This is a genomic window from uncultured Porphyromonas sp., assembly GCF_947254915.1.
Taxonomy (GTDB): Bacteria; Bacteroidota; Bacteroidia; order Bacteroidales; family Porphyromonadaceae; genus Porphyromonas.
Genome location: NZ_CAMYEZ010000003.1, coordinates 1 through 25,147, shown reverse-complemented (window position 1 = coordinate 25,147; position 25,147 = coordinate 1). Strand labels below are relative to the sequence as shown.

Below are 25,147 nucleotides of genomic sequence, written 5' to 3'. Positions count from 1 at the left end.
GTGTCAGACTTCGTAGCTTCCTATCAGCGCTTCATAGTAGGATTTGGCCGACATTTAGGATATGTGATGAGATCTTCTGATATCTACGAGATTGAGTATCTTTGTAAGCTCGCTGAGGACTCGGCTCTATCACGCTAGTAGTCCGTGTGCGCTCTTCGTTGCATTGGATACATTATTCATTAGCCCTCATGCCTACATCTACGTCCGGCTCCACTCTATCTACTCCTACCAAGGTAACTATACCGCCACACGAGCGGCAGACCTTCACACCTCGGCGCTCTCCGCTTGCCGTGGAGATACTCTACCTAGTCCTCGGTGCTATCTGTCAGGCAGTCGCTTACGCCTGCTTCATAGCTCCTGCCAATATTGTCCCAGGGGGGTGCTATGGTCTCAGTATCACGATTAACCACCTGACGCAAGGACTCTTTGGGGCATTCCCCGAGGGGCTACCCATTGGCGCTGTGGCGCTCTGCTTCAACGTACCTTTCTTCCTCTTAGCAGCACGCTCTCTTGGATTGCGTAGCGGGGGCAAGACGATTGCGACCTTCCTACTTATCTCTGTATGCACCGACCTAATCACCTCGATGACACGAGATGTGGTCATCGTGAGCAATGATAAGTTTCTCTCCTCCGTCTATGGCGGGGCTATCCTCGGACTAGGTGTGCTACTCACTTTCAAGGCGGGTAGCACTAGTGCTGGTACCGATGTCATTGCTCGGGTAATCTCCAAGGGGAGCAACCTCAAGACCAGTCATATGATTATAGCGGTTGACTCGGCTATTGTACTCTTTGGACTAGTCGCCTTTAAGGATGTTAGCGTGCCTCTCTACTCTTGGATTACCATCTTCGTCTATGGCAAGGTCGTAGACTTCCTACAGCCCGAGAATCCCAACAAAGCGATTTTCATCGTCTCCGACCACACGACCGAGCTACGCACGCTTATCGTCGAGGAGCTGAATCTGCGGGGTACATTCCTCCATGGGAGCGGGATCTATGCTGGTACCGAGCGAGATATCATCTTTATGATCGTAGAGCGCAAGTATGTCAACAAGCTCAAGAAAGCGGTACTCCAGGCTGACCCCAAAGCCTTTATCGCAACGACCAATGCGACCAACGACACTGCACCTCAGATCCTCTAAGCTATGAAACCAATTGCCACCCTCTTACTCCTCTGCGCTCTCTGCGTCACCTCACTCTCAGCTCAGACTACGACTGAAGCTCTTCCCGCTGGGCGGCGGGTGCTCGTGGAGACTTCGCAGGGAGACTTCACGCTCCTACTCTATGACGACACACCTCTACACCAAGCGGCCTTCCTAGAGCATGTACGTCGGGGAGACTACGAGGGAGTCTTGATACACCGTGTCATAGCGCAGTTTATGATCCAGGGAGGTAACCTCTCAACCCGTGGAGCAACCCGCGATACAGACGTATCCATAGACACTCTCTCCACAACCATCCCTGCGGAGATCCTACCATACCATATCCATAAGCGAGGAGCCCTAGCGGCAGCACGTTTAGCCGATGAAGAGAATCCGAAGAAGGAGTCTTCGGGCAGCCAGTTTTACATCGTCACGGGCACTTACTACACCGACTTTGACCTAGACGATATAGCAGCACAGCGTGAGTGGGACTACACGCCTGAGCAGCGTCAGGCGTACAAGAGTCAGGGCGGTGCCCCGTGGTTGGACAGGCAGTACACGGTCTTTGGCGAGGTGATTGATGGTATGCGCACGATAACCAAGATCGAAGACCTACCGACCGACAGCACGAACCGACCCAAGCGAGACGTAATCATCAAGCGTATGACGCTCCTACCCTAGTCTCTCTGATACGATGCAGACTCCTGTCCCGTCAGAGCTAAAAGCTAAGCTAGCACAAGCATACCCTGAGTATGCCTCCCGCATTGTCAAGGCTCTAGAGACGACCCCGTCAGTCTCTCTACGCCTTAACCCAGCTCGCACCTTATCGGCACGCCCCTTTGCAGAGCTGGAGGATGGGACTATACCGTGGTTGCCCGCAGGACTGGAGGGTTACTGGCTCAGCGAGCGTCCCACCTTTGCGCTAGACCCTCTGTGGCACGCTGGAGCTTACTACGTGCAGGACGCTAGCGCTATGACGCTTGCCACGATTCGGGAGCAACTCGGCTGGCACGAGACTCCTAAGTTAGCTCTTGACCTTTGCGCAGCCCCTGGGGGTAAGAGTACGCTCCTGCGCGATCTGCTCCCCGCAGAGACACTCCTCGTGAGCAATGAGATACTACCCAAGCGATGCAAGATCCTTGTGGAGAATATGGTCAAGTGGTGCGGTGCCGACCAAATGATTATCACGCAAGAGGAGCCACAGCGACTGACGCCTTGGCTACAAGGCTCCTGCGGGCTCATATTAGTTGATGCCCCCTGTAGTGGCGAGGGGCTAATGCGCCGTGACGAAGAGGCAAGGCGTATGTGGTCACCTCAGCTCGTTGCCGACTGCGTGACCCGCCAGCGAGCTATCCTACAGGAGGCGATGCGTATGCTAGCTCCCGAGGGCATACTACTCTACGCTACCTGCACGCTCAACCAAGAGGAAAACGATCAGATGGTTCAGTGGCTACTTGACAACTACCCCTGCAAACTCATTGACCTCTCCCACTGTGCCGAGCGCATCACTGGAGCTTATGCCACTTCGTACGGTTTGCACCTTTGGCCAGGCATCGTACGTGGTGAGGGGCAATACCTCGCTGCGCTACGTCTCACCGACACCATCGAGACCCCAAGCGAAATGCGCAAAGCCAAAGGCTTGACACGAACCAGCCGACAGACCTTCGACTCGCTCTCTTGGCTCAGCAAAGCGACATCCGCAGACTACTACACCATCGGCGAGCGCATTTACCAGCTCTCGCCCGAGGCGGCTCAGCTCCTTGCCGAGGCTTACAAGCAGCGTCTCGCCATTGCCACGCCAGGACTGGAGATAGCCTCCATGCGCCATCAGGCGAAGGGCTACGAACCCTCCTTTGCTCTACTACATCACCCTCTATATGCCACGACAGACCTATCCGCTCTAGAGCTTCCCCTGCAAGAAGCACTGCGCTACCTGCGAGGTGAGGCGCTCACGATGGAGACTCCGACAGAGCGAGGCTTCACAGTCATCACCTATCGGGGCATCCCCTTAGGCTTAGCACACAGCACGGGCGCACGGCTCAACAACTTATACCCTAAGCCCTACCGCCTACGTATCTAACCAACTTCTAAACCTGATATATCTTATGGACAAGAAAAAGAAAGTACTGATCTCCTTTGACACCGTACGCCCCGGATTTGAGGAGCTTGCCGAGTGGGCCGATATGACCCGCCGCCCTGCGGGCGAGAGCTTCACGCGTGAGGAGATGATGGAGATAGGCGCACAGTACGATGCGCTCGCCACGCAGTTTACCTTTCCTGTGGATCGTGAGCTGATTGACGCATTCCCCAATATCAAGCTGATCGCCAACTATGGAGTCGGCTACAACAACATCGATGTCGCCTACGCACACAGCAAAGGGATCACCGTGACCAATACGCCTCGTGCCGTGATCCAGCCTACGGCAGAGCTAACGATGGGGCTACTCCTCAGCTGCAGTCGCAAGATCGCTATGTGGGATCGTCATATGCGTCGCACCAAGAGCAGTAGCAAGTCGCTCTCCGACAGCTCTGGCATGGCGACCAACCTCTGTGGCAAGACTATCGGCATCATCGGCTACGGCAACATTGGCCGAGCCGTGGGACATATGGCGCAAGCCTTTGGTATGACCGTCCTCTACAACAAGCGTCACCAGCTCGACGCTGCCACGGAGCAGGAGCTAGGAGTCACCTATGCCGACCTAGACAAGATCTTTACGGAGTGCGATGTCGTATCTCTCCACACCCCGTACAATGAAGACTCGCACCACCTCGTCTCGGCTAGTCGTCTAGCTCAGATGAAGCGCTCGGCTATCCTGATCAATGCGGCGCGCGGAGCGGTCGTTGACGAGGCAGCTCTCGTGCACGCCCTCCAGACTGGCGAGATAGCCGCTGCGGGGCTAGACGTCTTTGAGCATAGCGACAATCCGCTCCCCGAGTTGTACGAGATGGAGCAGGTGACTATGACACCGCACGTAGGCACGCAGACCTACGAGGCACGTGTCGCTATGGCGCAGGAGCTGTGCAACTGCATCATCGGCTACTTCGAGGGCGACCGCCCCATCAGTATCGTTAAGTAAAGTAAGGGTTTACTCCTGGCTCTCGTCAAGCTGCTGGAGAAGTTGTGAGACCTCTTTGTCGATAGCGGTGAGTCGTGTGGAGCAGAACTGTATCAAGACTGTTGCCTCCTCAATAAGCTTGGTCAGTTCGTCCACCTCTATGTCTCCCGTCTCTAGGAGTCGCACGATCTCTTGAATACGTGTGATTGCCTCCTGATAAGTCTGCTGGGACTCCTCGGAGAGGTCTTTACTAACGTCTGTCATAGGGTATGTATTTAATTCTTAGTACCTTTGTCTCGTGTGGTACCACACTGGGGTACCTCATTGCGTTGCAAAAGTAACTATATAAATCATACAAACGAACCTAGACTATGCGTAAACAAGCAATTATGCTATTAGCCATCGCCACGATGCTACTCGCTTGCAACAAGCAGAAGCAGGCTGACCTGGCTGACAATCCATTCGTTCATCCTAGTGAAACTTACATGAATGCACCCGACTTTACCAAAATCAAGGCAGAGCACTTTGCGCCCGCCTTTGACGAGGGTATGCGTCAGCACAACGAGGAGATAGCAGCCATCGTGGACAATGCTGAGGCGCCCACCTTTACCAATACCATTGAGGCGCTCGAGCGTGCTGGACAGGTACTCCAGCGCACCTCTGCCGTCTTCTTCGCACTGACCAGTGCCGATACCAACGATGAGCTACGTGCCATCGAGGCTGAGTACGTACCCAAGCTCACTGCCCACAGCGATGAGATCATGCTCAACGACAAGCTCTTCGCTCGCATCAAGACTGTCTACGAGACTGGTCTAGAGGGACTACAGCCCGATCAGGTACGCCTCACAAAGCAGTACTACGACAACTATGTCAAGGCCGGTGCTAACCTCTCTGCCGAGGACAAGGAGAAGCTCAAGAAGCTCAACGGCGAAGAGGCCGAGCTCACCGCTAAGTTTGGCAATATGCTGACCGATGCCACGAACGTGCCCGTCTTCTTCACCGACAAGAGCCAGCTCGACGGTCTCTCCGAGAGCGAGCTACAAGAGGCTGCCGACCTAGCCAAGGAAGAGGGCAAAGAGGGTCAGTGGGCTATCCGCCTAGTCAACACGACCCAGCAGCCCGTCATGGCTAAGCTCAACAATCGTGACAGTCGCAAGGCTATCCTTGAGGCTTCCATCAATCGTTGCAACAACGGCGACAAGTACGACACGCAGTCCATCATCAAGCGTCTCGCTACGCTTCGTGCTGAAAAGGCTCAGTTACTTGGATTCAAGTCCTTTGCCGACTGGACACTACAAGACGCTCTAGCTAAGAATGGTGAGACCGCTCGCAACTTCCTTGAGCGTCTTGCTAAGCTCTACCAGCCTAAGGCTGCTGAGGATGCTAAGATGCTAGAGGAGTTTGCTCGCAAGAGCGAGGGTCCTGACTTCAAGCTCGAGGCTTACGACTGGGCTTACTACGCTGAGAAGATGCGTAAGGAGCAGTACGACATTGATGAGACGCAGCTCAGTGAGTACTTCGTACTAGATAGCGTCTTGCACAATGGTGTCTTCTATGCTGCCAATAAGCTCTACGGTCTCACCTTCGAGCAGCGCACTGATGTCTCCGTCTATCATCCTGACGTAACGGTATACGATGTCAAGAATGAGCAGGGCGAGGTCATCGCACTCTTCTACTTCGATCCCTATGCACGTCCCTCCAAGAGCGGTGGTGCCTGGATGAGCAACTTCGTCGAGCAGTCCACACTCCTAGGCAATAAGCCCGTCATCTATAACGTCTGCAACAATAAGAAGCCCGCTACTGGTCAGCCCTGTCTGATGACCTGGGACGAGGTGACGACGCTCTTCCATGAGTTCGGTCATGCGCTACACGGTATGCTCTCTACGCAGACCTATCCTTCGATCTCTGGAACCAACGTCTCGAGAGACTTCGTCGAGTTCCCCTCACAGTTCAACGAGCACTGGGCATCCGAGCCAACTGTCTTTGCCAACTATGCGAAGCACTACAAGACTGGCGAGGCTATGCCTACCGAGCTACGTGACAAGATGATTGCTGCGGGCAACTTCAACCAGGCTTACTCTATCGGCGAAAACATCGCTTCCTCACTCATCGACCAGTGCTGGCACGCCCTCGCAGTAGGCGACAAGGTAGACGATGTACAAGCCTTCGAGCAGGAGGTACTGACGAAGTATGGCATGCTCAATGCACAGATACCTCCACGCTACCGCTCACCTTACTTCCGCCATATCTGGAGCAACGGTTACTCTGCTGGCTACTACTCATACCTTTGGAGCGAGGCAGTAGACAACGAGGTCTACGCTTGGATCCAGGCACACGGTGGTATGACTCGTGAGAACGGTCAGCGTCTCGCCGACATGCTCCTCTCTCGTGGCAACAGTGAGGACCTGATGGTACTCTTCGAGCAGTTCACTGGTCACAAGGAGGTCGACATCGAACCACTCCTACGCTTCCGCGGTCTCCGCTAATCACACAGCGCAGCTAGCTGATCAAACGACAGCTAGCTAGCGCCTGATCCATACAGAGAGTACAAGAGCCTGTCACTATTGTGGCAGGCTCTTCTTTTGAGACTGGTGCAAAAGTCAACTGTCTCACAATCTTGCTTGCGAGATTATCTAGACTTTGTAGAAAGGCTGAAGCGCAAGGCTCTGAGGGTGAGGTCTGAAGGGAGTATACCTCTATATGTGACCGAAGGCGAATCCCGAAAGCAACGCAGCGATTCGCCTTTATGCAACAGTCTCCTTTTGCGATCATAGTCCCCTCACCCTCTGAGATACAACAGTCTCCCCCTAACAACCCCTCTAATCTCTAAGTCACACCCCTCACAACATAGGAAGAGCATTGACACGACAAGCGCATCAATGCTCTCCATATGGTGACTGCTCACCTAGGGTAGAGAGAGATATGTAGATAGCCACCTCTCTACAGGAGCGTCTCTATAGCGTATTCAGATTACTTCTTGAGGAAGTCCTGTACGTGGTCATTTGGTACCATCTCCTCTTGGAAGGTATAAGCACCAGTCTTAGGCGACTTGACCATCTTGATAACCTTTGAGTATGAGCGACCATCGCCCGTTCTAAAGGTTGCGACCGATTTCTTAGCCATTGTACTTAGTTCTTATTTAGTTATTGAAGGGGAGAGATGATTACTTAATCTCACGATGTAGCGTGTAGCGCTTGAGGATAGGATTGTACTTCTTCAGCTCTAGACGCTGTGTGGTATTCTTTCTATTCTTTGTCGTGACGTAGCGAGAGGTGCCTGGCATGCCACTCTCTTTGTGCTCTGTGCACTCGAGTATCACCTGTACTCGATCGCCTTTACCTTTCTTAGACATAGTATATCAGTGTAGTTAAGGAGTGAGTGGGTTACTTGCTCTTGATGCTTAGGTAGCCAGCATCGCTAGCACGGCGGAGGGCTTCGTTGAGACCTACGCGATTGATGAGCCGGAGACCAGCTGCTGAGACCTTGAGAGATATCCAGCGATCCTCCTCAGGCCAGTAAAACTTCTTACGGAAGAGATTGACGTCAAAGGTACGCTTCGTACGACGCTTTGAGTGAGACACATTATTGCCCACCATAGCCCTCTTACCGGTGATCTGACATATCTTAGACATGACGGTGTGTGGTATTTCTTTTATACTTCTACGATATTTCTGTGATTGACTCAGCTCCAGCCATTAGCATCATCTGGTCTAGTACTGCAATCAGACTGCAAAGTAACGCAAATATTTTGACAAAAGCAAATTCCTCTATTCCGAATCCAGGGCAACGTAACGAAAATCCGCTCCCCTAGCGACTACACCAGATCTCACTCAGAGCAACATAAGCATTACGCCTCGCTACTGAGTAGTATAAATACGCACTATAACTACCCCTACATCTTCGCAGATAACTATCTCTCCCGAGGCAATCGGAAATCTCCACGGAGCAAATGAAAATCCTCCACCGAGGGGTGAAATAAAACTTCGGAAGAGTGAAATGAAACTTCGGAAGAATGAAATGAAAGTTCGGAAGAGTTTTTCCGTTCCTCACTGGATAATCAAAGATTGCTACCGAAGAGTTTGTGATTTCTTCCGTAGAGGACTTTGATGAGCTCGTTATTATGATGCACGTTAGTCTTGGATTAGAGGACGTTTCTATAGGAGTTCTGCAACTCCTCGGAGCAAAACGTCTATTCCCTACGATGAGCGTGATATTAGTCCTCTCGTTTGATATATAGTGCGATAGTCCTGAGCGCTATATAAGCAAGGCGACAACGCACACCGCTTAGCGGATTTATGCGCTGTCGCCTTATCTTTATTCTATTGCGGAGTGACCCTAAGGTGCCTTAGCCGAAGTTGTCGAAGTTTATCTGCTCAGGTGGCACGCCTAGGTTGTCCAGCATCGTGATAGCAGCTGCTGACATAGGACCAGGTCCGCACATGTAGTACTCGATATCCTCAGGAGCCTCGTGATCCTTGAGGTAATTGTCGTAGATGGCCTGGTGAATGAAGCCCGTGAGTCCAGTCCAATTGTCCTCAGGTAGCGGTGCCGAGAGGGCGATGTGGAAGGAGAAGTTCGGGAACTCACGCTCAATGGCGCGGAAGTCCTCCTCGTAGAAGATCTCACTGCGCGAGCGTGCTCCGTACCAGAAGGAGACCTTGCGGGTCGTGTGCTCGGTGAGGAAGAGGTGCAACAGCTGAGCACGTAGCGGAGCCATACCTGCACCACCTCCGATGTAGAGCATCTCGGCGTCGGAGTCCTCGTGGATGTGGAAGTCTCCGTAAGGACCACTCATGGTCACCTTGTCGCCAGGCTTGAGGCTGAAGATGTAAGAGGAAGCGATACCTGCAGGTACCTTCTGCCAGGTGTGGGTCACGCGATCCATTGGCGGGGTGGCGATACGGACGTTGAGCGTGATGATGTTACCCTCGGCAGGATAGTTGGCCATAGAGTAGGCTCGGACGGTATCCTCGGTGTTCTTTGCCGTAAGGCTCCACATGTTGAACTTATCCCAGTCGCCACGGAACTGTTCCTCGACGACATAGTCGCTGTACTTGACCTCGTACTTGGGGATCTTGATCTGAGCGTAGCTACCGCTCTTGAAGTCCATATGCTCGCCCTCGGGGAGCTTGACGACAAACTCCTTGATGAAGGTAGCGACGTTTCTGTTGGATACGACTTCGCACTCCCACTCCTTGACGCCAAAGACGCTCTCGGGGACGATTACCTTGAGATCCTCCTTGACTTTCGTCTGACAGCCGAGACGCCAGTGCGCCATCTGCTCTTTGCGAGAGAAGAAGCCTTTCTCCGTGGCGAGTATCTCGCCACCGCCCTCGACGACGCGACAGCGACACTGTCCACAGCTACCACCACCGCCACAAGCGCTGGATAGGAAGATGCCTTGGCTCTGAAGCGTGTTGAGCAGCGTACCGCCCATTGGCACCTCTAGGTCTTTCACGTCATTGACATTGATATGTACGTTGCCAGAGGGGATGAGCTTGCTCTTAGCCACCAGCAGTACCACGACGAGGAGCAGTACGACTAGGAGGAAGACCGCTACACTCGATACTATTATTAAGGTCATTTGATCCATATCTGTAGGCGATTAGAGTTTGACACCTGAGAAGCTGAGGAATGCGATGCCCATCAGTCCCGTGACGATGAGCGTAATGCCAAAACCTCTGAGGGGCTTCGGTATATTGCTATAGGCTAGTCGCTCACGGATGGCTGCTAGGCCAACGATGGCGAGTAGCCAACCGATACCTGATCCGAAGCCGTAGACGGTCGCCATGCCCGTATTGATGAAGTCACGCTGCTGCATGAAGAGCGAGCCTCCGAGGATCGCACAGTTCACAGCGATGAGCGGGAGGAAGATACCGAGCGAGTTGTATAGCGAGGGGCTGTACCGCTCGACGACCATCTCGACTAGCTGCGTAAAGGAGGCGATGACGGCGATAAAGACGATGAGCGATAGGAAGCTCAGGTCAACCGAAGCGAACTCCGCTCCGAGCCAGCTCAACGCACCAGCCTTAAAGACGTAAGTCTCCAAGAGGTAGTTGATCGGTAGCGTACAAGTGAGGATGAAGGTGACCGCTAGCCCCAATCCCAGTGAGGTCTTGACGTCTTTGGATACAGCTAGGTAAGAGCACATACCTAGGTAGTAGGCAAAGATCATATTGTCGACGAAGATCGACTTAAAAAACAGACTTAGATAATCCATTGCTTAGACTTTATCTATGAAGTGTGTGAGATTATATGGAGTTGGGGAGGATTACTTCTCCTGTAGATCCTTGAGTTTGCTGCGCTGTATCCATACGATACAGGCTAGGACGATGAGCGCCATCGGAGGCATAATCATCAAGCCGTGATTGACGTAGCCCATATCGTAGCAGGCCTGTGGGATAATCTGGAAGCCCAGTAGCGAACCTCTACCGAGTAACTCACGGACGAAGCCGATGATCACCAAGACGAGTCCGTAGCCTAGACCGTTGCCGATACCATCGAGGAAGGAAGCCTTAGGACCATGCGCCAAGGCAAAAGCCTCTAGTCGACCCATCAAGATACAGTTCGTAATGATCAGACCAATGTATACCGACAGCTCCTTAGAGACATCGTAGACGTAGGCCTTGAGGACCTCGTTGACGATCGTCACAAGCGCAGCGACGACCACCAGCTGTACGATGATACGGATACGATTAGGTATCGTGTTGCGCAGTAGCGATATGATTACGTTGGCAAAGGCGACGACCACCGTCACCGACAGAGCCATCACTAGAGCGGGCTTGAGCTGAGCGGTGACCGCCAGCGCAGAGCATATACCGAGCACCTGTACGGTGACCGGGTTATTCTTATTGAGAGGCCCTAGGAGTACCTCTTTATTACTTATCTTACTCATAGCTTAGATTACTCTCTCTTCTGATTATTCTGCTGCTACTGCTGCTTGAGCTCCACGTATCTGCTCAATGTAGGGGAGGTACTCGTGGATAGAGCTCCAGAGCATATTGTTGACGCCATTGCTCGTGAGCGTACCGCCTGAGATGCCGTCCACGTAGTCTTGGTCGTCAAGCGAGCGACCGTGCTTGACGACGGCGATAGACTTAAACTGCTCGTCACGGTACAGTTGCTTGCCGACGAACTCCTGTGAGAAGTGCTTCGTAGCGATCTCAGCACCTAGTCCTGGTGTCTCACCAGCGTGTGAGAAGTCAGCGCCATAGACGGTCGAGCCATCAGCCTGTACAGCGAGGAAGCCCCAGATTGCGCCCCATAGACCGGCGCCATCCATCGGGAAGATGTAGAGTTGCTGGCCATCCACCTCAGCCACGTAGACAGGTAGTCCGAGAGAGGGATCTTGCGAGCGGAGCTTAAACTGATTGGCCGTGTTCATCTGGAAAGCTTCATTCTGAGCAATCTGATCACCCTCAAAAGTAGCGATCACCTCGCCCTGACCATTGACCAGAAGCTCCTGCTTGATCACCTTTGTGTAGGTGGGGATGACTTGATCTTTGGTAGGCTCTAGATGTACAGCACGTAGTATCTGTTGCATCTTGTCAATGCGCTCATTCTCTTCTTGGGGCTTGCGTAGAGCCACAGCCGTGAGCGCTAGAGCTATTGCGACTACGACCACCATGATGGCTGCGTAGAGGATCGTGTAGCTATTACTATCTCTATTCATAGTCGTAAGAATGATCAATGTTTAGAAGCCATCTCCCAGCGCTTCTTGCGCTTAGAGATATTATTGTTTACCACGACATAGTCGATGAGCGGTGCGAAGACGTTCATCAGTAGGATCGCGAGCATCATACCCTCAGGATAGCCCGGGTTGAGGACACGTATGAAGACACACATGACACCCACGAGGAGACCGTAGATCCACTTGCCCGTCTCGGTGCGAGCCGAGGTTACCGGGTCAGTCGCCATAAAGACAAGGCCAAAGGCAAAGCCACCATAGAGTAGATGATGCGCAATGTCTAGTTGCATCGCAGCGGTCGTGCCGATAGCGTTAAAGAGGAGCGTCATCAGCGCTGCACCCACGACGCCACTCACGATCACCTTGTAGCTAGCCACGCCTGTCCAAATGAGGAGGATAGCACCGAGCAGAATCGCAAAGGTCGAGACCTCTCCGATACTACCAGGGATAAAGCCCCAGAAGGCGTCCCATAGAGTAGAAGGCTCGCCCATCGTGTTAACAATCGTCGGGAGCGTATCGCCAGCCGTAGCCACCTGACCCAGAGGGGTAGCCCCTGAGAAACCATCGACAGCTGCCGTAGCCATGTCGCCACCACCTCCGAAGCCAAAGATAGGCTCCGTACGGACGAAGACCTTGTCTCCAGTCATCGCTGCTGGATAAGCGAAGAAGAGGATTGCACGGGTCACCAGTGCCACGTTGAAGATGTTGTAGCCCGTTCCGCCGAAGACCTCCTTAGCGAAGACGACCGACATAGCGACCGCCACAGCAATCATCCAGAGCGGTGTCTCTATCGGCACAATCATCGGCACGAGCATACCAGTCACGAGGTAACCCTCTTGGATCTCCTCATGCTTCCACTGAGCCACGGCAAACTCGATACCCAGTCCCACCACGTAGGAGACCACAATCTTAGGCAGTACCGCTAGGAAGCCAAACCAAAACATCGACCAGAAGCCAGCCGTCTGACCGATAGCGATGAAGTGCTGGAGTCCCACGTTGTATATACCGAAGAGTAGCGCAGGCACTAGAGCCAGCACCACGGTACTCATGACGCGCTTACTATCTATCGCATCGTGTACATGCACACCCCCTCGGGGAGCCGCTGTCGTATGTGGTACATAGAGGAAGGTCTCAAACCCATCAAAGAGCGAGTGAAACGCATGCAGCTTACCCCCTGGCTCAAATAGGGAGCGTCGCTTATTGAATCTATCTTTTAGTGACATATAATATAGTAGTCATAGTCCTTAGCCCGACGGCGACGAAGCCTAGCTGCTCATCCGTAGGGCTACTCTTTTAGTTCATCTCCTTATATAGTAGGTCTAGACCTTGACGCACGATGCGCTGTAGCTCCATCTTGGAGGTGTCGACGAACTCGCACAGAGCAAAGTCCTCGGGCGCCACCTCGTAGATGCCGAGCTCCTCCATCTTGTCAATGTCAAAAGCTATAATCGCCTTGAGCAGATACTCCGCATAAATGTCTAGCGGGAAGACACTCTGTAACTCGTGACTCATAATCATCGCACGCTTACCACCCTTGAGACGAGCGTCCAGCGTATAGCGCTTGCGAGGCATCAACCAGCTCAGATAGGTACGGCTCTGGCTAAAGTCCCCTAGACGAGGCATAGCCCAGCCTAAAAACTCATCACAGTCAGACCCATCAGGGATGACCGTGATCTGGTCACAGTTCATCGGGAGGAAAGGACGCTCCTCCGTCAGCTGAGTACCAGTCAGCACATCACCCGCAATGATACGAGTCTTGCAGCCCTCCTTGGCAAGCTTACCGAGACTCTCTATACGACAGCCAGGGAGTAGATCCATATAGCCAAGCACGGCAGCGTGACTACCTGTGATGGCAATGCGACGTGTATAGTCCACACGCCCCATCATCAAGAGACGACCAATGAGAGCCACATCCGTAGCACGCAGCGTCCAGACCGTCTCACCCTTATTGATCGGAGCTAGATGATCTATCAGCACCCCTACATTACCAGCCGGGTGCGGACCTCGTACCTCTACACCCTCCACCTCAGCGGGGAGTGTCAGGGGACAGTCGTGAGCGACACCCACATAGACCTTGCCCTCCGTGAGTCGTGCCAGAGCACGGAGTCCTATACGTAGCTCCTCCTCACGACCCTCTAGTAGATAGTCTATCTCAGGCGCCAGCGGAGCTGTCAGATGTGCTGTGACAAATATATCTCGTGGAGCTATCGCAGGATCTGCGAGACGGTCATAAGGTCTCTGACGTATCAGCGTCCATAGACCCGACTGTAGGAGTAGCGTCTTGAGCTGGCTCGCATCACCTTCGAGTAGTCCATCGACAGCGAAGGTGCGCTGCGTCTGCGTCTCATCGGGGCGTATCTCTACGCTCATGATCTTGCGCTTGGCACCACGGTTGATGGCAACCAGCTCCCCACTGACAGGTGCTGTGATCAATATATCTGGGTACTGCTTGTCGTAGAGGATCGGGTCGCCCGCCTCCACGTGATCTCCTACATGCACCTTCATCTTGGGGGTTAGTCCAGGCAGATCATCGGGGATCCACGCATAGGTTGATGTCCCGCCAGAGGAAGGAGTAGACAGGAGGGTGCGGGGCGCAGTCCCTTGGAGCTTGAGATCCAAGCCTCGCTTGATAGTTATCGTTCTTGACATGACGATCTCTCTATTTAGTATCTAACAATCAGTGCAAAAGTACTCATTTTATTTGGGACTACCGCATTTTCGGTAAACAGTCTCCCTAGGAGCGCTAGAGCACTAGCACCACTAGAGACACTAGGAGCACTAGTCTCTCTAGCTGACCCCTCCCAAGGAAATCAGAAATCCCCACGAAGCAAACGAATATCCTCCACCGAGGGACGAAATGAAACTTCGGAAGAATGAAATCAAACTTCGGAAGAAAGAAATCAAAGTTCCGAAGAATTTTTCCGTTCCTCGCTAGATAATCCGAAATCCCTATCGAGAGATTTTCGATTTCCTCGGGGGGGGGGCTAGCTGTTGGCCGTTGGCTAGTGTCACTAGTGCTACTAGAGCTACTAGAAGTCCCCTACCCTATAATCTCTAATCACTAAATTTACTATCTTTGCAGTGACGACCGAAGTAGTCCCTAAGGTCATACTGCTTCTCTCGGCAAAACACTTATACTTAATCTTTTCATTTACTAACTATGTCTCAGACTAAGCAAGATGAGTCGTGCCTATTCTTGGTACGAGCTTATGGCGTGCAGGAGCTCGCCATACTTTACTTCCCCGATGTATTACCCTCTAGTGCTACGCGACACCTGACCCGCCTCATACGCGGTGACGGCGAACTCCTCGACAAGCTCACCAAGATCGGCTACCGACGTGGCTCTCGCAGCTACACCCCCGCCATGGTGCGCCTGATCGTCCGCTACCTAGGCCATCCGCAGCACTACATCTACGCCGACGACTAAGCCGAAGGATCAGAGAGCATCGGAGCTATCGGAGGGAATCGGAGCTATCGGAAACATAGGACGTCTCTGAGCTCTACGGCTAGCCTCTACTCTGATGGCTCCGACCACTCCGATAGCTCCGACAGCTCCGATGGTTCCGATCTACTCCGATAGCTCCGATAGCTCCGATCTACTCCGATTGCTCCGACAGCTCCGATCGCTCTGATCGCTCCGACAGCTCCGATCGCTCCGATCGTTCTGATAGCTCCGATCGCTCTGACAGCTCTGATGGTTCCGATCGCTCCGATCGCTCCGACAGCTCCGATCGCTCTGATCGCTCTAATAGCCTCTACGTCTAGCCTCTCGTCGCATGGCGCTCATACGCTCACGGATGCCTCCTTCACTCAAAAAGCGTTCTTGCTGCGACTGGAGGAGCCGACCGAGCAGGTAGTCGGCCTGGTGAATCAAGGTGATCGTTAGGTTGCACAGCTCCTCAACCGTGAGGCGGGACATCAGAGCCTGGTACTCTTGTTGCAACTCCTCACTACGGGCGTAGCTACGTATACGTTCGTAGCGAGGGTGCGTGGCACCCCAGAGTGGCAGGTTACGTACCCGCAGGTAGTCTTCGTAGTCGGTCAATAGCTCAGCCAGACTAGCGCGAGCCACGTTCGTTAGTTTGATATTGGTCTCTCGAGAGGTTGTCGCAGCCTCGTTCCCCTCGATGATGTTTTGCTTACCCGAGCGTGCTGCCTGCACCATCTGGTCAATGGTCCGATCCCCTCGCTGTAAGTAGTGCTGTGTAAAGTAATAGGTCAAATCGTAGATCACCTCTGTAACCTTATATACACGCAGATTACGGGGGTTACCAGAGGAAGTCAAGAACGACTGGGACATGGGGGGGGGGGGAAATTAGAGATTAGAGATTAGAGATTAGAGCTCGGAGGGATCGGAGGGATCGGAGCTATCGGAGCCATCAGAGCCATCAGAGCTGTCGGAGCTGTCGGAGCTATCAGAGCTATCGGAGCTGTCGGAGCAATCGGAGCAATCGGAGCTGTCGGAGCTATCAGAGCCATCGGAGCTATCAACTCCCTCCTTGCCTGCAAATATACGCTTTCTCAGTCAAAGACAAGCCACTCCGATAGCTCCGACCACTCTGATAGCTCCGATCCACTCCGATCGCTCCGATCCACTCCGATCGCTCCGACCACTCTGATAGCTCCGATCGCTCCGATCACTCCGATGGCTCCGATCCACTCCGATCGCTCCGATCGCTCTGATCGCTCCGATCACTCCGATCGCTCCGACCACTCTGATAGCTCCGATCGCTCAGATCTACTCCGATGTCTCCGATCGCTCCGACCACTCTGATCGCTCCGATCCACTCCGATCGCTCCGATCGCTCTGATCGCTCCGATCACTCTGATAGCTCCGACCACTCTGATAGCTCCGATCCACTCTGATAGCTCCGATCCACTCCGATCGCTCCGATCCACTCCGATAGCTCCGATCCACTCTGATAGCTCCGATCCACTCCGATCGCTCCGATCCACTCCGATAGCTCCGATCACTCTGATCACTCCGACGTCACGGAGTACAACGAGCGAGGGGGCGCTGCCTACGCATTTGCAGGCGGCGCCCCCTCGGGTCGTTTGTCGGTCACGGCGTGCCCGCGATTAGCGGGCGGTGCCGTGACGGACGGTGCGGGTTAGCGGTAAGAGCGAGCGTTACGATAGAAGCCCTCCTCGGTATAGTTTACAAAGTCGGTCTCACGCTCGTTCTCTATCGAACGCACGGGGAGTAGTGCAGTGCGTGCATTTGGATAGTAAGCATTCGTGTTGAACTCCTCCACCCAAGAGCGGGTGGAACTATCCCATTTCAAGATCATCACACCGTTGTTAAAGACATCATTATTTCCCTTGCCACCGATATCTGGTGTGGCTGTGTGAAGATGCACGAGATTGTCTGTTCGGAAGACGAATACCGCCGCTCTGTCAGGACCGAACCCTGCTTTAATAAAACCACTATTGGTTAGGTACCTAGGATTTAAGTCAAGGATCTTTCTCATCTCCAAGACTCCAGCTGAGGGAACCTTCCACCCATAAGGTGAGGGGTCAAATGGAGTCTTCTTCGTCCGAGCCTCTAGCAGTGACCTAGCTCTCTGATCGTGGCGAGTATAGAGAGCCTCGCCCTGCCATAAGACTGTACCATTTAGGTGGAATTTGTTAGGACCTCCAAGCTCTAGGATATACTCGTTATTTCTATCCCTCATAGCTACTTGATAGGGGTAGCGTATGAGGTCTCTCATCGTATGGAGTCTACAATTAGCACCATAGCCATACCACACTTCCATTTCTTTCATCTTGTAGTATGGATCTCCCATCACAAATCCTTCTGGGCGTATCCAACCAGGAGTAAATGACTCCGAGTCGCTATAAGCATCTAGGTAGAATGGATCCTTACGACCGAACTGATAGACTAGACCTGAGTAGCGAAGGTCTGTCTGCCCATTCTTTAGTCCATACCCCCAATCTCTAGCACCTAGATTTCTATTCATAAAGGGCATAGTAGACTCACCATTGTAGGGTGTCCAAGGATATTCTTTGACAACCCAAATGTGCCAGCTCCAGAGGAACCTCTTGTTATCACCTTTGCGATGTACTCCAACGACAGCATTTCCTTGGTCATATTCGGTTTTACCAGCTAAAGAGATCATCAAGTAGCTCTTACCATCTACTACAATGACTTTAGGCTCTGGTGAGAAGCCAGTCTCTGTAGTAGGATTTCGTCTATTGGGACCACATATCGTACTCCAGATGACAGATGCCTCTATGTTGGTATCTCCCTCTCTAAAGTGTGGTAGCTCAAAGCCCCCATTCCTTTTGAATCTTTCATATTCAGACTTAGAGAGTCCTACCTCGTTGATAGCACCTATATTTCGTCTCTCTTCTACAATCTCGTTGCACTCATCTTCGTACTGTGCATACCAATCGGCGGCAGTATTGATACGAGAGAGCGGGATAAGGATGGGGACCTTCTGCTGGGTTTTCATGATGTAGCAGTTTGCCTCGGGCTGGATAATACCTGCCGTGAGCTTGATTGTGAAGGTCTTTTCCTTAAAGGGTCGCTTGGGATCTGTTGAGACAAGCTTGAATGTGACAGTGGCTGCAAAGAGATCGCCTGGCATCACTGTCTTGCCATCGTAAGTCTCTCCGTGTACCCAGTCAAAGGGCTGGAAGGTAATCTTATCTCCACTCAGACTACCAGACTCAGACTTGTTGACTAGCGTGCCCTTATCCCAGTCATGCACGACCTTGTTTGTCTTGGTCTCTACGGCACCCTTACTAATCTTGATAGACTCAACGGTTAGGTCGTAGGGTGCATTTGCTTTGATATAGAATTTGGCTGGGAGGTTGATTAGCACGTACTTCTCATTGTACCCAGTCATATTCATTGTGAGTGCCTTGTCGCTATAAGGAATAGCATCGTAGCGCATAAAGTGAATTGTAAGATCTGCATAAGCCTCCGCATCTCCCTTAGTCACCCTAAAGCGTGTCAGCTCGGTAATGTTTAAGTCGTCTGGTGTTGTCGAGCCTTGAGGAAGAGCAACCTCATAAACGGCTTCGCCCTTTTGAGGGTCGTTTGAGACGAATCTCCAAGTAAAGCGCTCTGGAGTCGTCAGTGGGAGTTTCTCTAGTCTAGCACCCTTGGTATATCGTACAGCTACAAGCTTAGACGTTACTACACCCTCTGTCAGCTGCAAGTTAGTGATAGTCTTTGCAGAGATTTGCCCCGTCGTCTTGTCCTGCTCGTAGAGCTTGATATCTAGCTCAATCTTGTTCGACTGAGTGACTTTGAGTGGCCACTTGATACGACCTGCCTGGACGAAAAGCTGCTTATAGGTGATCTCACGGTCAGCGCCAGTCTTATTGTCAAGGACGTTGAGGGTGGTGGACATATCTTGGTTGATCAACTTCTGATTGTCATTGGCCGTGAAGTAGACCCACTGATTGTTAGCCGTTGCCTCGTCAGTGCTCGTTGCCCAAACCTTACCGGTCTCGTCAACAATCTTGTAGCCCTGAGGCCAGTTGGTGCGGATAGTGATATTCTCGCTGGTGGCATCCTTGCCAAAGTGGAACTTGTCCTTAGAGACAGCTAGGTAGTACTGTCCGTCGTACTTGATTTCGTCGATCTTTGCCTCATCCCATACGATGACGTCGCAGGTGATGTTGACTGGCTCGGTGATGAGTGCTTCCCCAGGGGTGCTGGTACCAGGACCTTTTATCTTGGTGATGTTGAAGCGGTAGCGGTGATTACGCAGTACGTCTAGCTGCTTGGTGGTCTCCTGTCCGGAAGCGTTCTTATCCGTATGAATGAAGTCAACACGGTAGTAGGTCTCCTTGTCGCTACCGTTGTAGTATCCACCGATGACGAGGCAGGTGCGCTGATCCTTGTTGCCCTGGTTGCTGATCTCGGGGATGTAGATGTTGCGTACGTAGCCATTGACACCTCCTTTGGCGGCCTCAAACTTGAGATGACTAGCGTCTTCCGCTATGGCTACGTGCTCTGGGGTGTGAGGCTTGGCCTCACGAGTATTACTGTTTAAGTTGAAGTTGAACGTGGTGCTCTGCGTACCGGTCATGTACATAGAGGTGGCGTAGCGGTAGACACGTACGGACTGAATCTTGAAGTCTGTGTTACCATTGGCCTTCTCGCTGGCGGGGTCCTTCTCAAAGCTGACACCTACGTCGATACGTGCTAGGGCACGGACGAGGTGGATGACGCCAGCGTTGTCCTGATTGATGCCAGTGCCTCCAAGGCCAGTGACGTCGCAGCTGTTGAACTTGGTGTTGCGGGTGACGGTCTGCGCATCACTCTCACCCCACATAGGGATGAACTGCGAGCCATCGGTAGACCAAGCAGCGGTGAAGTTTTTATTCATCTGGTCGCTCTCAAGGATCTGTTGCTTGGTCTTACCCTCGAAGTTTGGCTTACTAATGATCTTCTTGGGGGCATTGGCGATGCAGACGACGCGCATAGGCTTATCAGGGGAAGCCTTGAGTGCGCAACGAATGCGTATGGTATTGCCCTCCTGAGTCTTGCTCTTGACCTCAGCCTCGTAGGCGAAGGTCTCGTTGGCTTCGTCAAGGTCTTGGCCACTCTCGTCTTGCGTGTTGAAGACGAAGAGCTGGATATCTTTTACCGTCTTCTCCTCGTCAGCGGAGAGCTGGCGGAGGGAAGTCTCTAGTGCTGGTACCTGGACGGCGAACTCGAGCTCAACGTCCTCACCCTCGGTGATGCAGTCGCTCACGTTGCGGTCGGCGACGCACCCTGCGGTGAGCAGAGCGAGCAGCAAGCCGCTGATGAGCTGAATGGTGTATTTAGTCAGACGTGTCATATAGTTATTGTGTTTTCTTGCGAATTGGCTGTTGGCTAGAGGTCGTGTAGCCCGCTGTAGGGACGCTCGACCTGAGCGTCCGTCCCCGTTAAAGTTACGGGGCTATTTGTTTTGCCGTTCTACAACGGACGCACAGATCGTGCGTCCCTACAAAGGGTTACTCGTCTCTTCTAATCTCTAACTTCTAATCTCTAATTTCTATTGCTTATATTGGTCAGGCTTGATGTTGATGCTGCCCCATACGAATGGTTTGATGGTAATCTGCAACGGAGAGGTGAAGGAGATGAGCAGCGGGAGGTTGGCCTCGTGGAGCTTGTCGAAGGAGAGGTTGTGCTCCTTGAGGTAGTCGGTGAGCTCAATGCGCTGGATCTCCTTGCCAGACTTGCTATCGACGAGTCGCAGCACGGGTGCCTTGGCATCGGTGAAGCGGAAGAGGTCGAAGCGTGCGCGATACATGTCGTCACGCTGGGAGTGTCCCAGGGTAGGAACGAAGGTCTGGTAAGCATCGGGCAAAGGTATGCCGGCAGGATGCTCGACGAAGGTGTAGTGCGTACCGCCCGATAGGATCTCTATCTGTGGCTCACCCGCACCGGGGTGGAATGCGTCATAACCCTTGATGACTACATCGAGCCCGATGTGAGCTGATGAGAAGGGTACGGTGTACTCGCCCTGCGACGCGTGGCGCAGGTCTAGTGATAGCTCGGCACGGTATAGCGAGTCGGTGCCTCGGTAAAAGCCTTTGTCGTCGGGCTGTGCTGTGATACCAGCCTTGGCAAGTGTGTCCGGGTTAGCTATCTGTGACCGGTTGGTCACGTTGGCCCAAGCGATGACTCGGTACTGGGCGAAGGTCAAGACGGGCAGCTGAATCCCCTCGGCGAGGTCTTGACGTGTGAGTTGCTTCGTATAGCATACCGCTCCCGACTCGTCATATATGTATAGGTGCCCATCGTGGATATAGTTGGGCAGGACGTTGTCGCTCCCGTCTGCGTTGTAGACGAAGCGTAGTCGTGGCTCGGGACACTTACTCAGGTCCTCATATACGCATGAGGAGAGGAGTGTCATGAGTAGCACTGTGAGGGGTAGTAGTACTTTCTTTGCCATTGGAGGTAGCGGAGTTGACTAGTGGTTAGTAACTAGTGGATAGTGGATAGTAGCTAGTGAGTAGTAGCTAGTGGATAGTGAAGTTAGTGTCGCTAGCGTGGCTCCGCTCGCCGTGGAGCGAGAGCCACGCCGCGAAACTATATTGTAGACGTACGTGTCTGTACGTCAGGCGTGATTACTTCTTGTAACCGCCGTTGACGTCAGGCTTGATGTTGACAGTCTCCCACTTGTAAGGCTTAACCTTGACGTTGAGGAGCATCTTACCCTCTTGCTCTGGGTTTGGTGTATCAGGACCAGTTGGGTTGCCGTTGTCATCAGTTGTGAAGTCCTTGGTGAGCTCCTCTAGACCGAGCTTGTAGATTGTTCCAGCCTCAAAGCTCTTCAGGTCACCCGTATTCTCCTTCATAAAGCGAACCATCGTGACGTAGCGTGTCTGAGGCTCTGTAGGATAACCCTTAGCAACCTCTGTATCATACGTTACAGTGAGTCGGAGGATGATGTGGTCATAGTAGCTATGCTCGGAAGCAGCCTCATTCTCCTTGATGGGGAAGAGCTGGTAACCAGCAACCAACTTCTTAGCCTTGAAGTCTGCCTGCTTAGCCTCCTTAATCTCGTCACACATCTTTGTGTCAGGGGTGCTTGCGAAGTTTCCTGCTTGACCCTTGATGTATGTACGATTCTCAGCGTTGCGGGTTAGTAGGTAGTTGTTGATGTAAACCTGCTCTACCTTGATAGACTTGTAAGCGGTCTTATTTGAGCTATTCTTAGGTAGACCTGCGTTGCCAATACCTGCCATGATGTCACCAGCGACCTCAACACGAGCTACAATAGGCTTTGGCTCAAGAGTAACCGAGTAGATAGTGGTCTTTGAATCTTGAGGATCTGTTCCAACGGTTACATCCGTAGGCGTAGCCGCTAGAGGCATTGTTGTAGCAAAGGTTGCTTGCTGACCCTGGAATGCTGTAATCTCAGGCTCTGGAGAGACCTTATAGTTAGCCGTTAGAGAGACCTGTGCTACGACCTCGCCAACATCATAGGTCTTACCATCTGTACCCTTAGCTGCAGTGATATCATCAGCTGTCATTGTAATCTGACGACCACTGGGGAGTAGTGTGAGGACAACGTCTGTCGTGACGCCAGTCTCAGCATTTTGCTCAACACCAGCTTCGAGAGCACGTAGTGTAGCGTCGCTGATGTGGATATTGAGGGCTGCTGCCTCAGGTTTCTTTGGCTCGTCCTTCTTGTTGCAGGAGAACAGAGCGAGTGCCATCATGGCGATGGCGGCCATCTTCATGTACTTCATAAAGTTTGATTAGTTGATTAAAGTGATTATTCTGTTTGGTTATTGTTTGGTTTTGGAGAGACGAGTAACCCTTTGTAGGGACGCTCGACCCGAGCGTCCGTTGTCGAACCAGCTTGACGCAGTAACCTTTAACGAGGACGGACGCACAGATCGTGCGTCCCTACAGCGGGTTAGTCGTTTCATTCTTCGTTTAGTTTCGTTCTTCGTTTAGTCTAGCTCGGTATTGATGTTGATGTGTATCCAGTCGACGACGGATACAGGGATCGTGTTGGTCGTCTCCTCGGGACGCTCGTCGGTGCCCTCGGGACGTGGCGTCACCTCGGTGATCTCGTCCGTTGTCTTGATACCAGGCTTGGCATTTGTCGAGAAGAGCGGACTGAGATACTTCAGGTCGATGCGGTATATCTTGCCTGGGTCAAAGGAGACGAGCGACTTGTCGGCACCGCTCTCGGTGACGAGGAACTTACGTATGGTGATGAAGCGCGTCACCGTCTGCTCGCGTAGATCCTCTACACCGGTGCAGGCGTAGACATCGTGTCCCTCTTTAGCGTTGTACACCTTATAATTAAAGTGTCCTACCTGAAGGCCCAGGGTGTACTCAACCTCTACGATGATATGGTCTAGTGCCTCGGGATCTGTAGCCTCAGTCTTGCCAGGGTAGATCTGATAAGCGTCTACCTTGCCAGTGGTCATCTGACTAGCGTAGGGGTTTGTAGCAGGAAAGAGGGTGTGCATTGCGTCTTTGTGTCCATTCCACTGACCGTTTTTCCAGTCCTTATCAGTCAGGCGTGTGCGATGAGCGTTGTCGACGTTGGGTGTCTCCTTATAATTATTGACGTATATACCTCGTATGGTGACATCCTTGATGGTGCGCAGCGTGACATCTTGCGGGGTTGGGAGCCAAGAGTAGTTAGTCTGATCATCAGAGTAGCGCTTCATAAACTTCTTGATGATGTAATCAACGGCTGGCTGCGTCGACTCGAAGGGTACCTTTATATTGCCAAAGATCTCAAGGCGTGCCACGTTGGGGACCGGCTGGAGGGTGACGGTGAGCTTGTTGGGATTGCTTCGGTCTATATCGGTCTTAGGAGCTACGTAGGGTACATTATATAGGAAGCCTTTCTTCTGAGCTTCGTCGGCACCACCGCGGCCTTGCAGGCTGTAAATCTGTCGAGCGTCAAGCTCTGAGGGCTTGATGACACCCTCGATGCCAGCGACGGCAGAGACTTTGCTGACAGCTTCACGAACCTCCATCTCGTAGCCATTGCCCATAGCTAGAGCTATATCGTTTGCGTCCTTGAGCTCGACACGGTACGGCTCAGTGGGGTTGCCCTGAGCATCGTAGAAGAAGAGTGTGATGGGGGTGTAGGTGTCTACCGTGTATGATTTTTCATTAGCACCACCCTCGACGGCACGGAAAGAGTGTATAGGGGAAAATCTGATGAGGAGCGTCTGCTCCTCATCACTCCCCTCTAGAGGGGAGCGGCCACAACCAGTCAATGCCACTGCGGAGAGTAGCAGGCCTGCCAATAGTAATATGTTATGAATGCGTGATCGCATAGGAGTTGGTGTTGCTTTTTAGTATCTCTTGGTGCAAAGGTACGACGCATTTGTGATAGCGTGTTTGTCCAAATCGGTATTTCTTTTTGCATTTTCGGTATTTGATTGGAGAGATTTGGAGAGTAGAGGGGAGAGGGAATCGGAGCGATCGGAGCTATCAGAGCTATCAGAGCGATCAGAGCCATCGGAGCCATCAGAGCGATCAGAGCGATCAGAGCCATCGGAGCGATCAGAGCCATCGGAGCCATCAGAGCCATCAGAGCGATCAGAGCCATCGGAGCCATCAGAGCCATCGGAGCCATCGGAGCCATCAGAGCGGGAATCGTTGTCGTGAAGCACGGGACGAGTAGCCCTCATTGACGTGTAGCCCTTTGTAGGGACGCACGATCTGTGCGTCCGTTGTCGTTAAAACCACGACGCTGGAATCTTTGACACAACGGACGCCGTAACCTTTGATACAACGGACGCCCTCCGACTCGACACTCCCGTGCGTCCCTACA

24 protein-coding genes are annotated in these 25,147 nt (G+C 52.6%); 6 read left to right on the top strand and 18 right to left on the bottom strand.

The window, feature by feature from the left end; translation table 11 throughout:
- The first annotated feature begins 188 nt into the window (after window positions 1-188).
- Genes Q0X57_RS00500 through Q0X57_RS00485 form a run of 4 tightly spaced genes read left to right on the top strand, consistent with a single transcriptional unit; the run spans window position 189 to window position 4,216 of the window.
- Window positions 189-1,139 carry a YitT family protein gene (locus Q0X57_RS00500; RefSeq protein WP_297726065.1) on the top strand — a complete coding sequence of 317 codons (951 nt, stop codon included), beginning with the start codon at window positions 189-191 and terminating at the stop codon, window positions 1,137-1,139.
- A gap of 3 nt (window positions 1,140-1,142) precedes the next feature.
- Window positions 1,143-1,820, top strand: a complete 678-nt coding sequence (locus tag Q0X57_RS00495) for a peptidylprolyl isomerase (protein ID WP_297726062.1) — start codon at window positions 1,143-1,145, stop codon at window positions 1,818-1,820.
- A gap of 13 nt (window positions 1,821-1,833) precedes the next feature.
- Window positions 1,834-3,219: a hypothetical protein gene (locus Q0X57_RS00490; protein ID WP_297726059.1), complete on the top strand. Its 1,386-nt coding sequence runs from the start codon at window positions 1,834-1,836 to the stop codon at window positions 3,217-3,219.
- A 25-nt stretch (window positions 3,220-3,244) separates the two neighbouring features.
- Window positions 3,245-4,216, top strand: a complete 972-nt coding sequence (locus Q0X57_RS00485) for an NAD(P)-dependent oxidoreductase (protein ID WP_025883668.1) — start codon at window positions 3,245-3,247, stop codon at window positions 4,214-4,216.
- A gap of 9 nt (window positions 4,217-4,225) precedes the next feature.
- On the opposite strand, the gene xseB is transcribed toward Q0X57_RS00485, so the two are convergent.
- The gene (gene xseB / locus Q0X57_RS00480) at window positions 4,226-4,459 is read right to left on the bottom strand and encodes an exodeoxyribonuclease VII small subunit (RefSeq protein WP_297726054.1); all 234 of its coding nucleotides are present in this window, start codon (window positions 4,457-4,459) and stop codon (window positions 4,226-4,228) included.
- 107 nt (window positions 4,460-4,566) lie between these two features.
- On the opposite strand from xseB, the gene Q0X57_RS00475 reads away from it, so the two are divergent.
- Window positions 4,567-6,681: a M3 family metallopeptidase gene (locus Q0X57_RS00475; RefSeq protein WP_297726051.1), complete on the top strand. Its 2,115-nt coding sequence runs from the start codon at window positions 4,567-4,569 to the stop codon at window positions 6,679-6,681.
- 484 nt (window positions 6,682-7,165) lie between these two features.
- Here Q0X57_RS00475 and Q0X57_RS00470 read toward each other — a convergent pair whose 3' ends face one another.
- From Q0X57_RS00470 to Q0X57_RS00430, 9 genes are all read right to left on the bottom strand, one after another.
- The gene (locus tag Q0X57_RS00470) at window positions 7,166-7,318 is read right to left on the bottom strand and encodes a DUF4295 domain-containing protein (protein ID WP_004331849.1); all 153 of its coding nucleotides are present in this window, start codon (window positions 7,316-7,318) and stop codon (window positions 7,166-7,168) included.
- Between the two features lie 40 nt (window positions 7,319-7,358).
- Complete coding sequence (gene rpmG / locus Q0X57_RS00465; protein WP_007366007.1) at window positions 7,359-7,547, bottom strand: 50S ribosomal protein L33; 189 nt, start codon at window positions 7,545-7,547, stop codon at window positions 7,359-7,361.
- Window positions 7,548-7,578: 31 nt separating this feature from the next.
- A complete protein-coding gene (rpmB, locus tag Q0X57_RS00460; RefSeq protein ID WP_297726048.1) occupies window positions 7,579-7,827 on the bottom strand; it encodes a 50S ribosomal protein L28 in 249 nt (82 codons plus the stop codon).
- 713 nt (window positions 7,828-8,540) lie between these two features.
- Window positions 8,541-9,779, bottom strand: coding sequence for an NADH:ubiquinone reductase (Na(+)-transporting) subunit F (gene nqrF, locus Q0X57_RS00455; RefSeq protein ID WP_297726162.1), 1,239 nt, complete (start codon window positions 9,777-9,779; stop codon window positions 8,541-8,543).
- Window positions 9,780-9,800: 21 nt separating this feature from the next.
- Window positions 9,801-10,415 carry an NADH:ubiquinone reductase (Na(+)-transporting) subunit E gene (gene nqrE, locus Q0X57_RS00450; protein ID WP_297726045.1) on the bottom strand — a complete coding sequence of 205 codons (615 nt, stop codon included), beginning with the start codon at window positions 10,413-10,415 and terminating at the stop codon, window positions 9,801-9,803.
- A 51-nt stretch (window positions 10,416-10,466) separates the two neighbouring features.
- Complete coding sequence (locus Q0X57_RS00445) at window positions 10,467-11,090, bottom strand: NADH:ubiquinone reductase (Na(+)-transporting) subunit D (protein WP_297726043.1); 624 nt, start codon at window positions 11,088-11,090, stop codon at window positions 10,467-10,469.
- 24 nt (window positions 11,091-11,114) lie between these two features.
- A complete protein-coding gene (nqrC, locus tag Q0X57_RS00440; RefSeq protein WP_297726040.1) occupies window positions 11,115-11,867 on the bottom strand; it encodes an NADH:ubiquinone reductase (Na(+)-transporting) subunit C in 753 nt (250 codons plus the stop codon).
- A gap of 14 nt (window positions 11,868-11,881) precedes the next feature.
- On the bottom strand, window positions 11,882-13,105 hold the full coding sequence (locus Q0X57_RS00435) for an NADH:ubiquinone reductase (Na(+)-transporting) subunit B (protein WP_297726037.1): 1,224 nt from the start codon (window positions 13,103-13,105) through the stop codon (window positions 11,882-11,884).
- A 70-nt stretch (window positions 13,106-13,175) separates the two neighbouring features.
- Window positions 13,176-14,531: a Na(+)-translocating NADH-quinone reductase subunit A gene (locus Q0X57_RS00430; RefSeq protein WP_297726035.1), complete on the bottom strand. Its 1,356-nt coding sequence runs from the start codon at window positions 14,529-14,531 to the stop codon at window positions 13,176-13,178.
- A 511-nt stretch (window positions 14,532-15,042) separates the two neighbouring features.
- Here Q0X57_RS00430 and Q0X57_RS00425 point away from each other — a divergent pair.
- Window positions 15,043-15,309, top strand: coding sequence for a DUF4248 domain-containing protein (locus tag Q0X57_RS00425; protein WP_297726032.1), 267 nt, complete (start codon window positions 15,043-15,045; stop codon window positions 15,307-15,309).
- A gap of 318 nt (window positions 15,310-15,627) precedes the next feature.
- On the opposite strand, the gene Q0X57_RS00420 is transcribed toward Q0X57_RS00425, so the two are convergent.
- The 8 genes from Q0X57_RS00420 to Q0X57_RS00385 form a co-directional block, all read right to left on the bottom strand.
- On the bottom strand, window positions 15,628-16,182 hold the full coding sequence (locus Q0X57_RS00420) for a four helix bundle suffix domain-containing protein (RefSeq protein ID WP_297726029.1): 555 nt from the start codon (window positions 16,180-16,182) through the stop codon (window positions 15,628-15,630).
- A 29-nt stretch (window positions 16,183-16,211) separates the two neighbouring features.
- The gene (locus Q0X57_RS00415) at window positions 16,212-16,391 is read right to left on the bottom strand and encodes a hypothetical protein (RefSeq protein WP_297726026.1); all 180 of its coding nucleotides are present in this window, start codon (window positions 16,389-16,391) and stop codon (window positions 16,212-16,214) included.
- A gap of 602 nt (window positions 16,392-16,993) precedes the next feature.
- A complete protein-coding gene (locus Q0X57_RS00410; protein ID WP_297726023.1) occupies window positions 16,994-20,683 on the bottom strand; it encodes a fimbria major subunit in 3,690 nt (1,229 codons plus the stop codon).
- 198 nt (window positions 20,684-20,881) lie between these two features.
- Window positions 20,882-21,784, bottom strand: a complete 903-nt coding sequence (locus Q0X57_RS00405; protein ID WP_297726020.1) for a FimB/Mfa2 family fimbrial subunit — start codon at window positions 21,782-21,784, stop codon at window positions 20,882-20,884.
- Window positions 21,785-21,959: 175 nt separating this feature from the next.
- Window positions 21,960-23,087 carry a hypothetical protein gene (locus Q0X57_RS00400; protein ID WP_297726017.1) on the bottom strand — a complete coding sequence of 376 codons (1,128 nt, stop codon included), beginning with the start codon at window positions 23,085-23,087 and terminating at the stop codon, window positions 21,960-21,962.
- Window positions 23,088-23,294: 207 nt separating this feature from the next.
- Window positions 23,295-24,647, bottom strand: coding sequence for a hypothetical protein (locus Q0X57_RS00395; protein ID WP_297726015.1), 1,353 nt, complete (start codon window positions 24,645-24,647; stop codon window positions 23,295-23,297).
- On the bottom strand, window positions 24,584-24,958 hold the full coding sequence (locus Q0X57_RS00390; protein WP_297726012.1) for a hypothetical protein: 375 nt from the start codon (window positions 24,956-24,958) through the stop codon (window positions 24,584-24,586). Before Q0X57_RS00390 ends, Q0X57_RS00395 begins: the two co-directional genes overlap by 64 nt.
- On the bottom strand, window positions 24,958-25,147 hold a 190-nt coding region (locus Q0X57_RS00385; RefSeq protein ID WP_297726009.1), incomplete at its 5' end, for a hypothetical protein. The genes Q0X57_RS00390 and Q0X57_RS00385, both read right to left, overlap by 1 nt.

Bases quoted from the DNA above. Each gene is read 5' to 3' on its own strand.
- Q0X57_RS00500 (WP_297726065.1), top strand. From the start codon at position 189: ATGCCTACATCTACGTCCGGCTCCACTCTATCTACTCCTACCAAGGTA.
- Q0X57_RS00495 (WP_297726062.1), top strand. From the start codon at position 1,143: ATGAAACCAATTGCCACCCTCTTACTCCTCTGCGCTCTCTGCGTCACC.
- Q0X57_RS00490 (WP_297726059.1), top strand. From the start codon at position 1,834: ATGCAGACTCCTGTCCCGTCAGAGCTAAAAGCTAAGCTAGCACAAGCA.
- Q0X57_RS00485 (WP_025883668.1), top strand. From the start codon at position 3,245: ATGGACAAGAAAAAGAAAGTACTGATCTCCTTTGACACCGTACGCCCC.
- xseB (WP_297726054.1), bottom strand. From the start codon at position 4,459: ATGACAGACGTTAGTAAAGACCTCTCCGAGGAGTCCCAGCAGACTTAT.
- Q0X57_RS00475 (WP_297726051.1), top strand. From the start codon at position 4,567: ATGCGTAAACAAGCAATTATGCTATTAGCCATCGCCACGATGCTACTC.
- Q0X57_RS00470 (WP_004331849.1), bottom strand. From the start codon at position 7,318: ATGGCTAAGAAATCGGTCGCAACCTTTAGAACGGGCGATGGTCGCTCA.
- rpmG (WP_007366007.1), bottom strand. From the start codon at position 7,547: ATGTCTAAGAAAGGTAAAGGCGATCGAGTACAGGTGATACTCGAGTGC.
- rpmB (WP_297726048.1), bottom strand. From the start codon at position 7,827: ATGTCTAAGATATGTCAGATCACCGGTAAGAGGGCTATGGTGGGCAAT.
- nqrF (WP_297726162.1), bottom strand. From the start codon at position 9,779: ATGACCTTAATAATAGTATCGAGTGTAGCGGTCTTCCTCCTAGTCGTA.
- nqrE (WP_297726045.1), bottom strand. From the start codon at position 10,415: ATGGATTATCTAAGTCTGTTTTTTAAGTCGATCTTCGTCGACAATATG.
- Q0X57_RS00445 (WP_297726043.1), bottom strand. From the start codon at position 11,090: ATGAGTAAGATAAGTAATAAAGAGGTACTCCTAGGGCCTCTCAATAAG.
- nqrC (WP_297726040.1), bottom strand. From the start codon at position 11,867: ATGAATAGAGATAGTAATAGCTACACGATCCTCTACGCAGCCATCATG.
- Q0X57_RS00435 (WP_297726037.1), bottom strand. From the start codon at position 13,105: ATGTCACTAAAAGATAGATTCAATAAGCGACGCTCCCTATTTGAGCCA.
- Q0X57_RS00430 (WP_297726035.1), bottom strand. From the start codon at position 14,531: ATGTCAAGAACGATAACTATCAAGCGAGGCTTGGATCTCAAGCTCCAA.
- Q0X57_RS00425 (WP_297726032.1), top strand. From the start codon at position 15,043: ATGTCTCAGACTAAGCAAGATGAGTCGTGCCTATTCTTGGTACGAGCT.
- Q0X57_RS00420 (WP_297726029.1), bottom strand. From the start codon at position 16,182: ATGTCCCAGTCGTTCTTGACTTCCTCTGGTAACCCCCGTAATCTGCGT.
- Q0X57_RS00410 (WP_297726023.1), bottom strand. From the start codon at position 20,683: ATGACACGTCTGACTAAATACACCATTCAGCTCATCAGCGGCTTGCTG.
- Q0X57_RS00405 (WP_297726020.1), bottom strand. From the start codon at position 21,784: ATGGCAAAGAAAGTACTACTACCCCTCACAGTGCTACTCATGACACTC.
- Q0X57_RS00400 (WP_297726017.1), bottom strand. From the start codon at position 23,087: ATGAAGTACATGAAGATGGCCGCCATCGCCATGATGGCACTCGCTCTG.
- Q0X57_RS00395 (WP_297726015.1), bottom strand. From the start codon at position 24,647: ATGCGATCACGCATTCATAACATATTACTATTGGCAGGCCTGCTACTC.
- Q0X57_RS00390 (WP_297726012.1), bottom strand. From the start codon at position 24,958: ATGGCTCCGATGGCTCCGATGGCTCTGATGGCTCCGATGGCTCTGATC.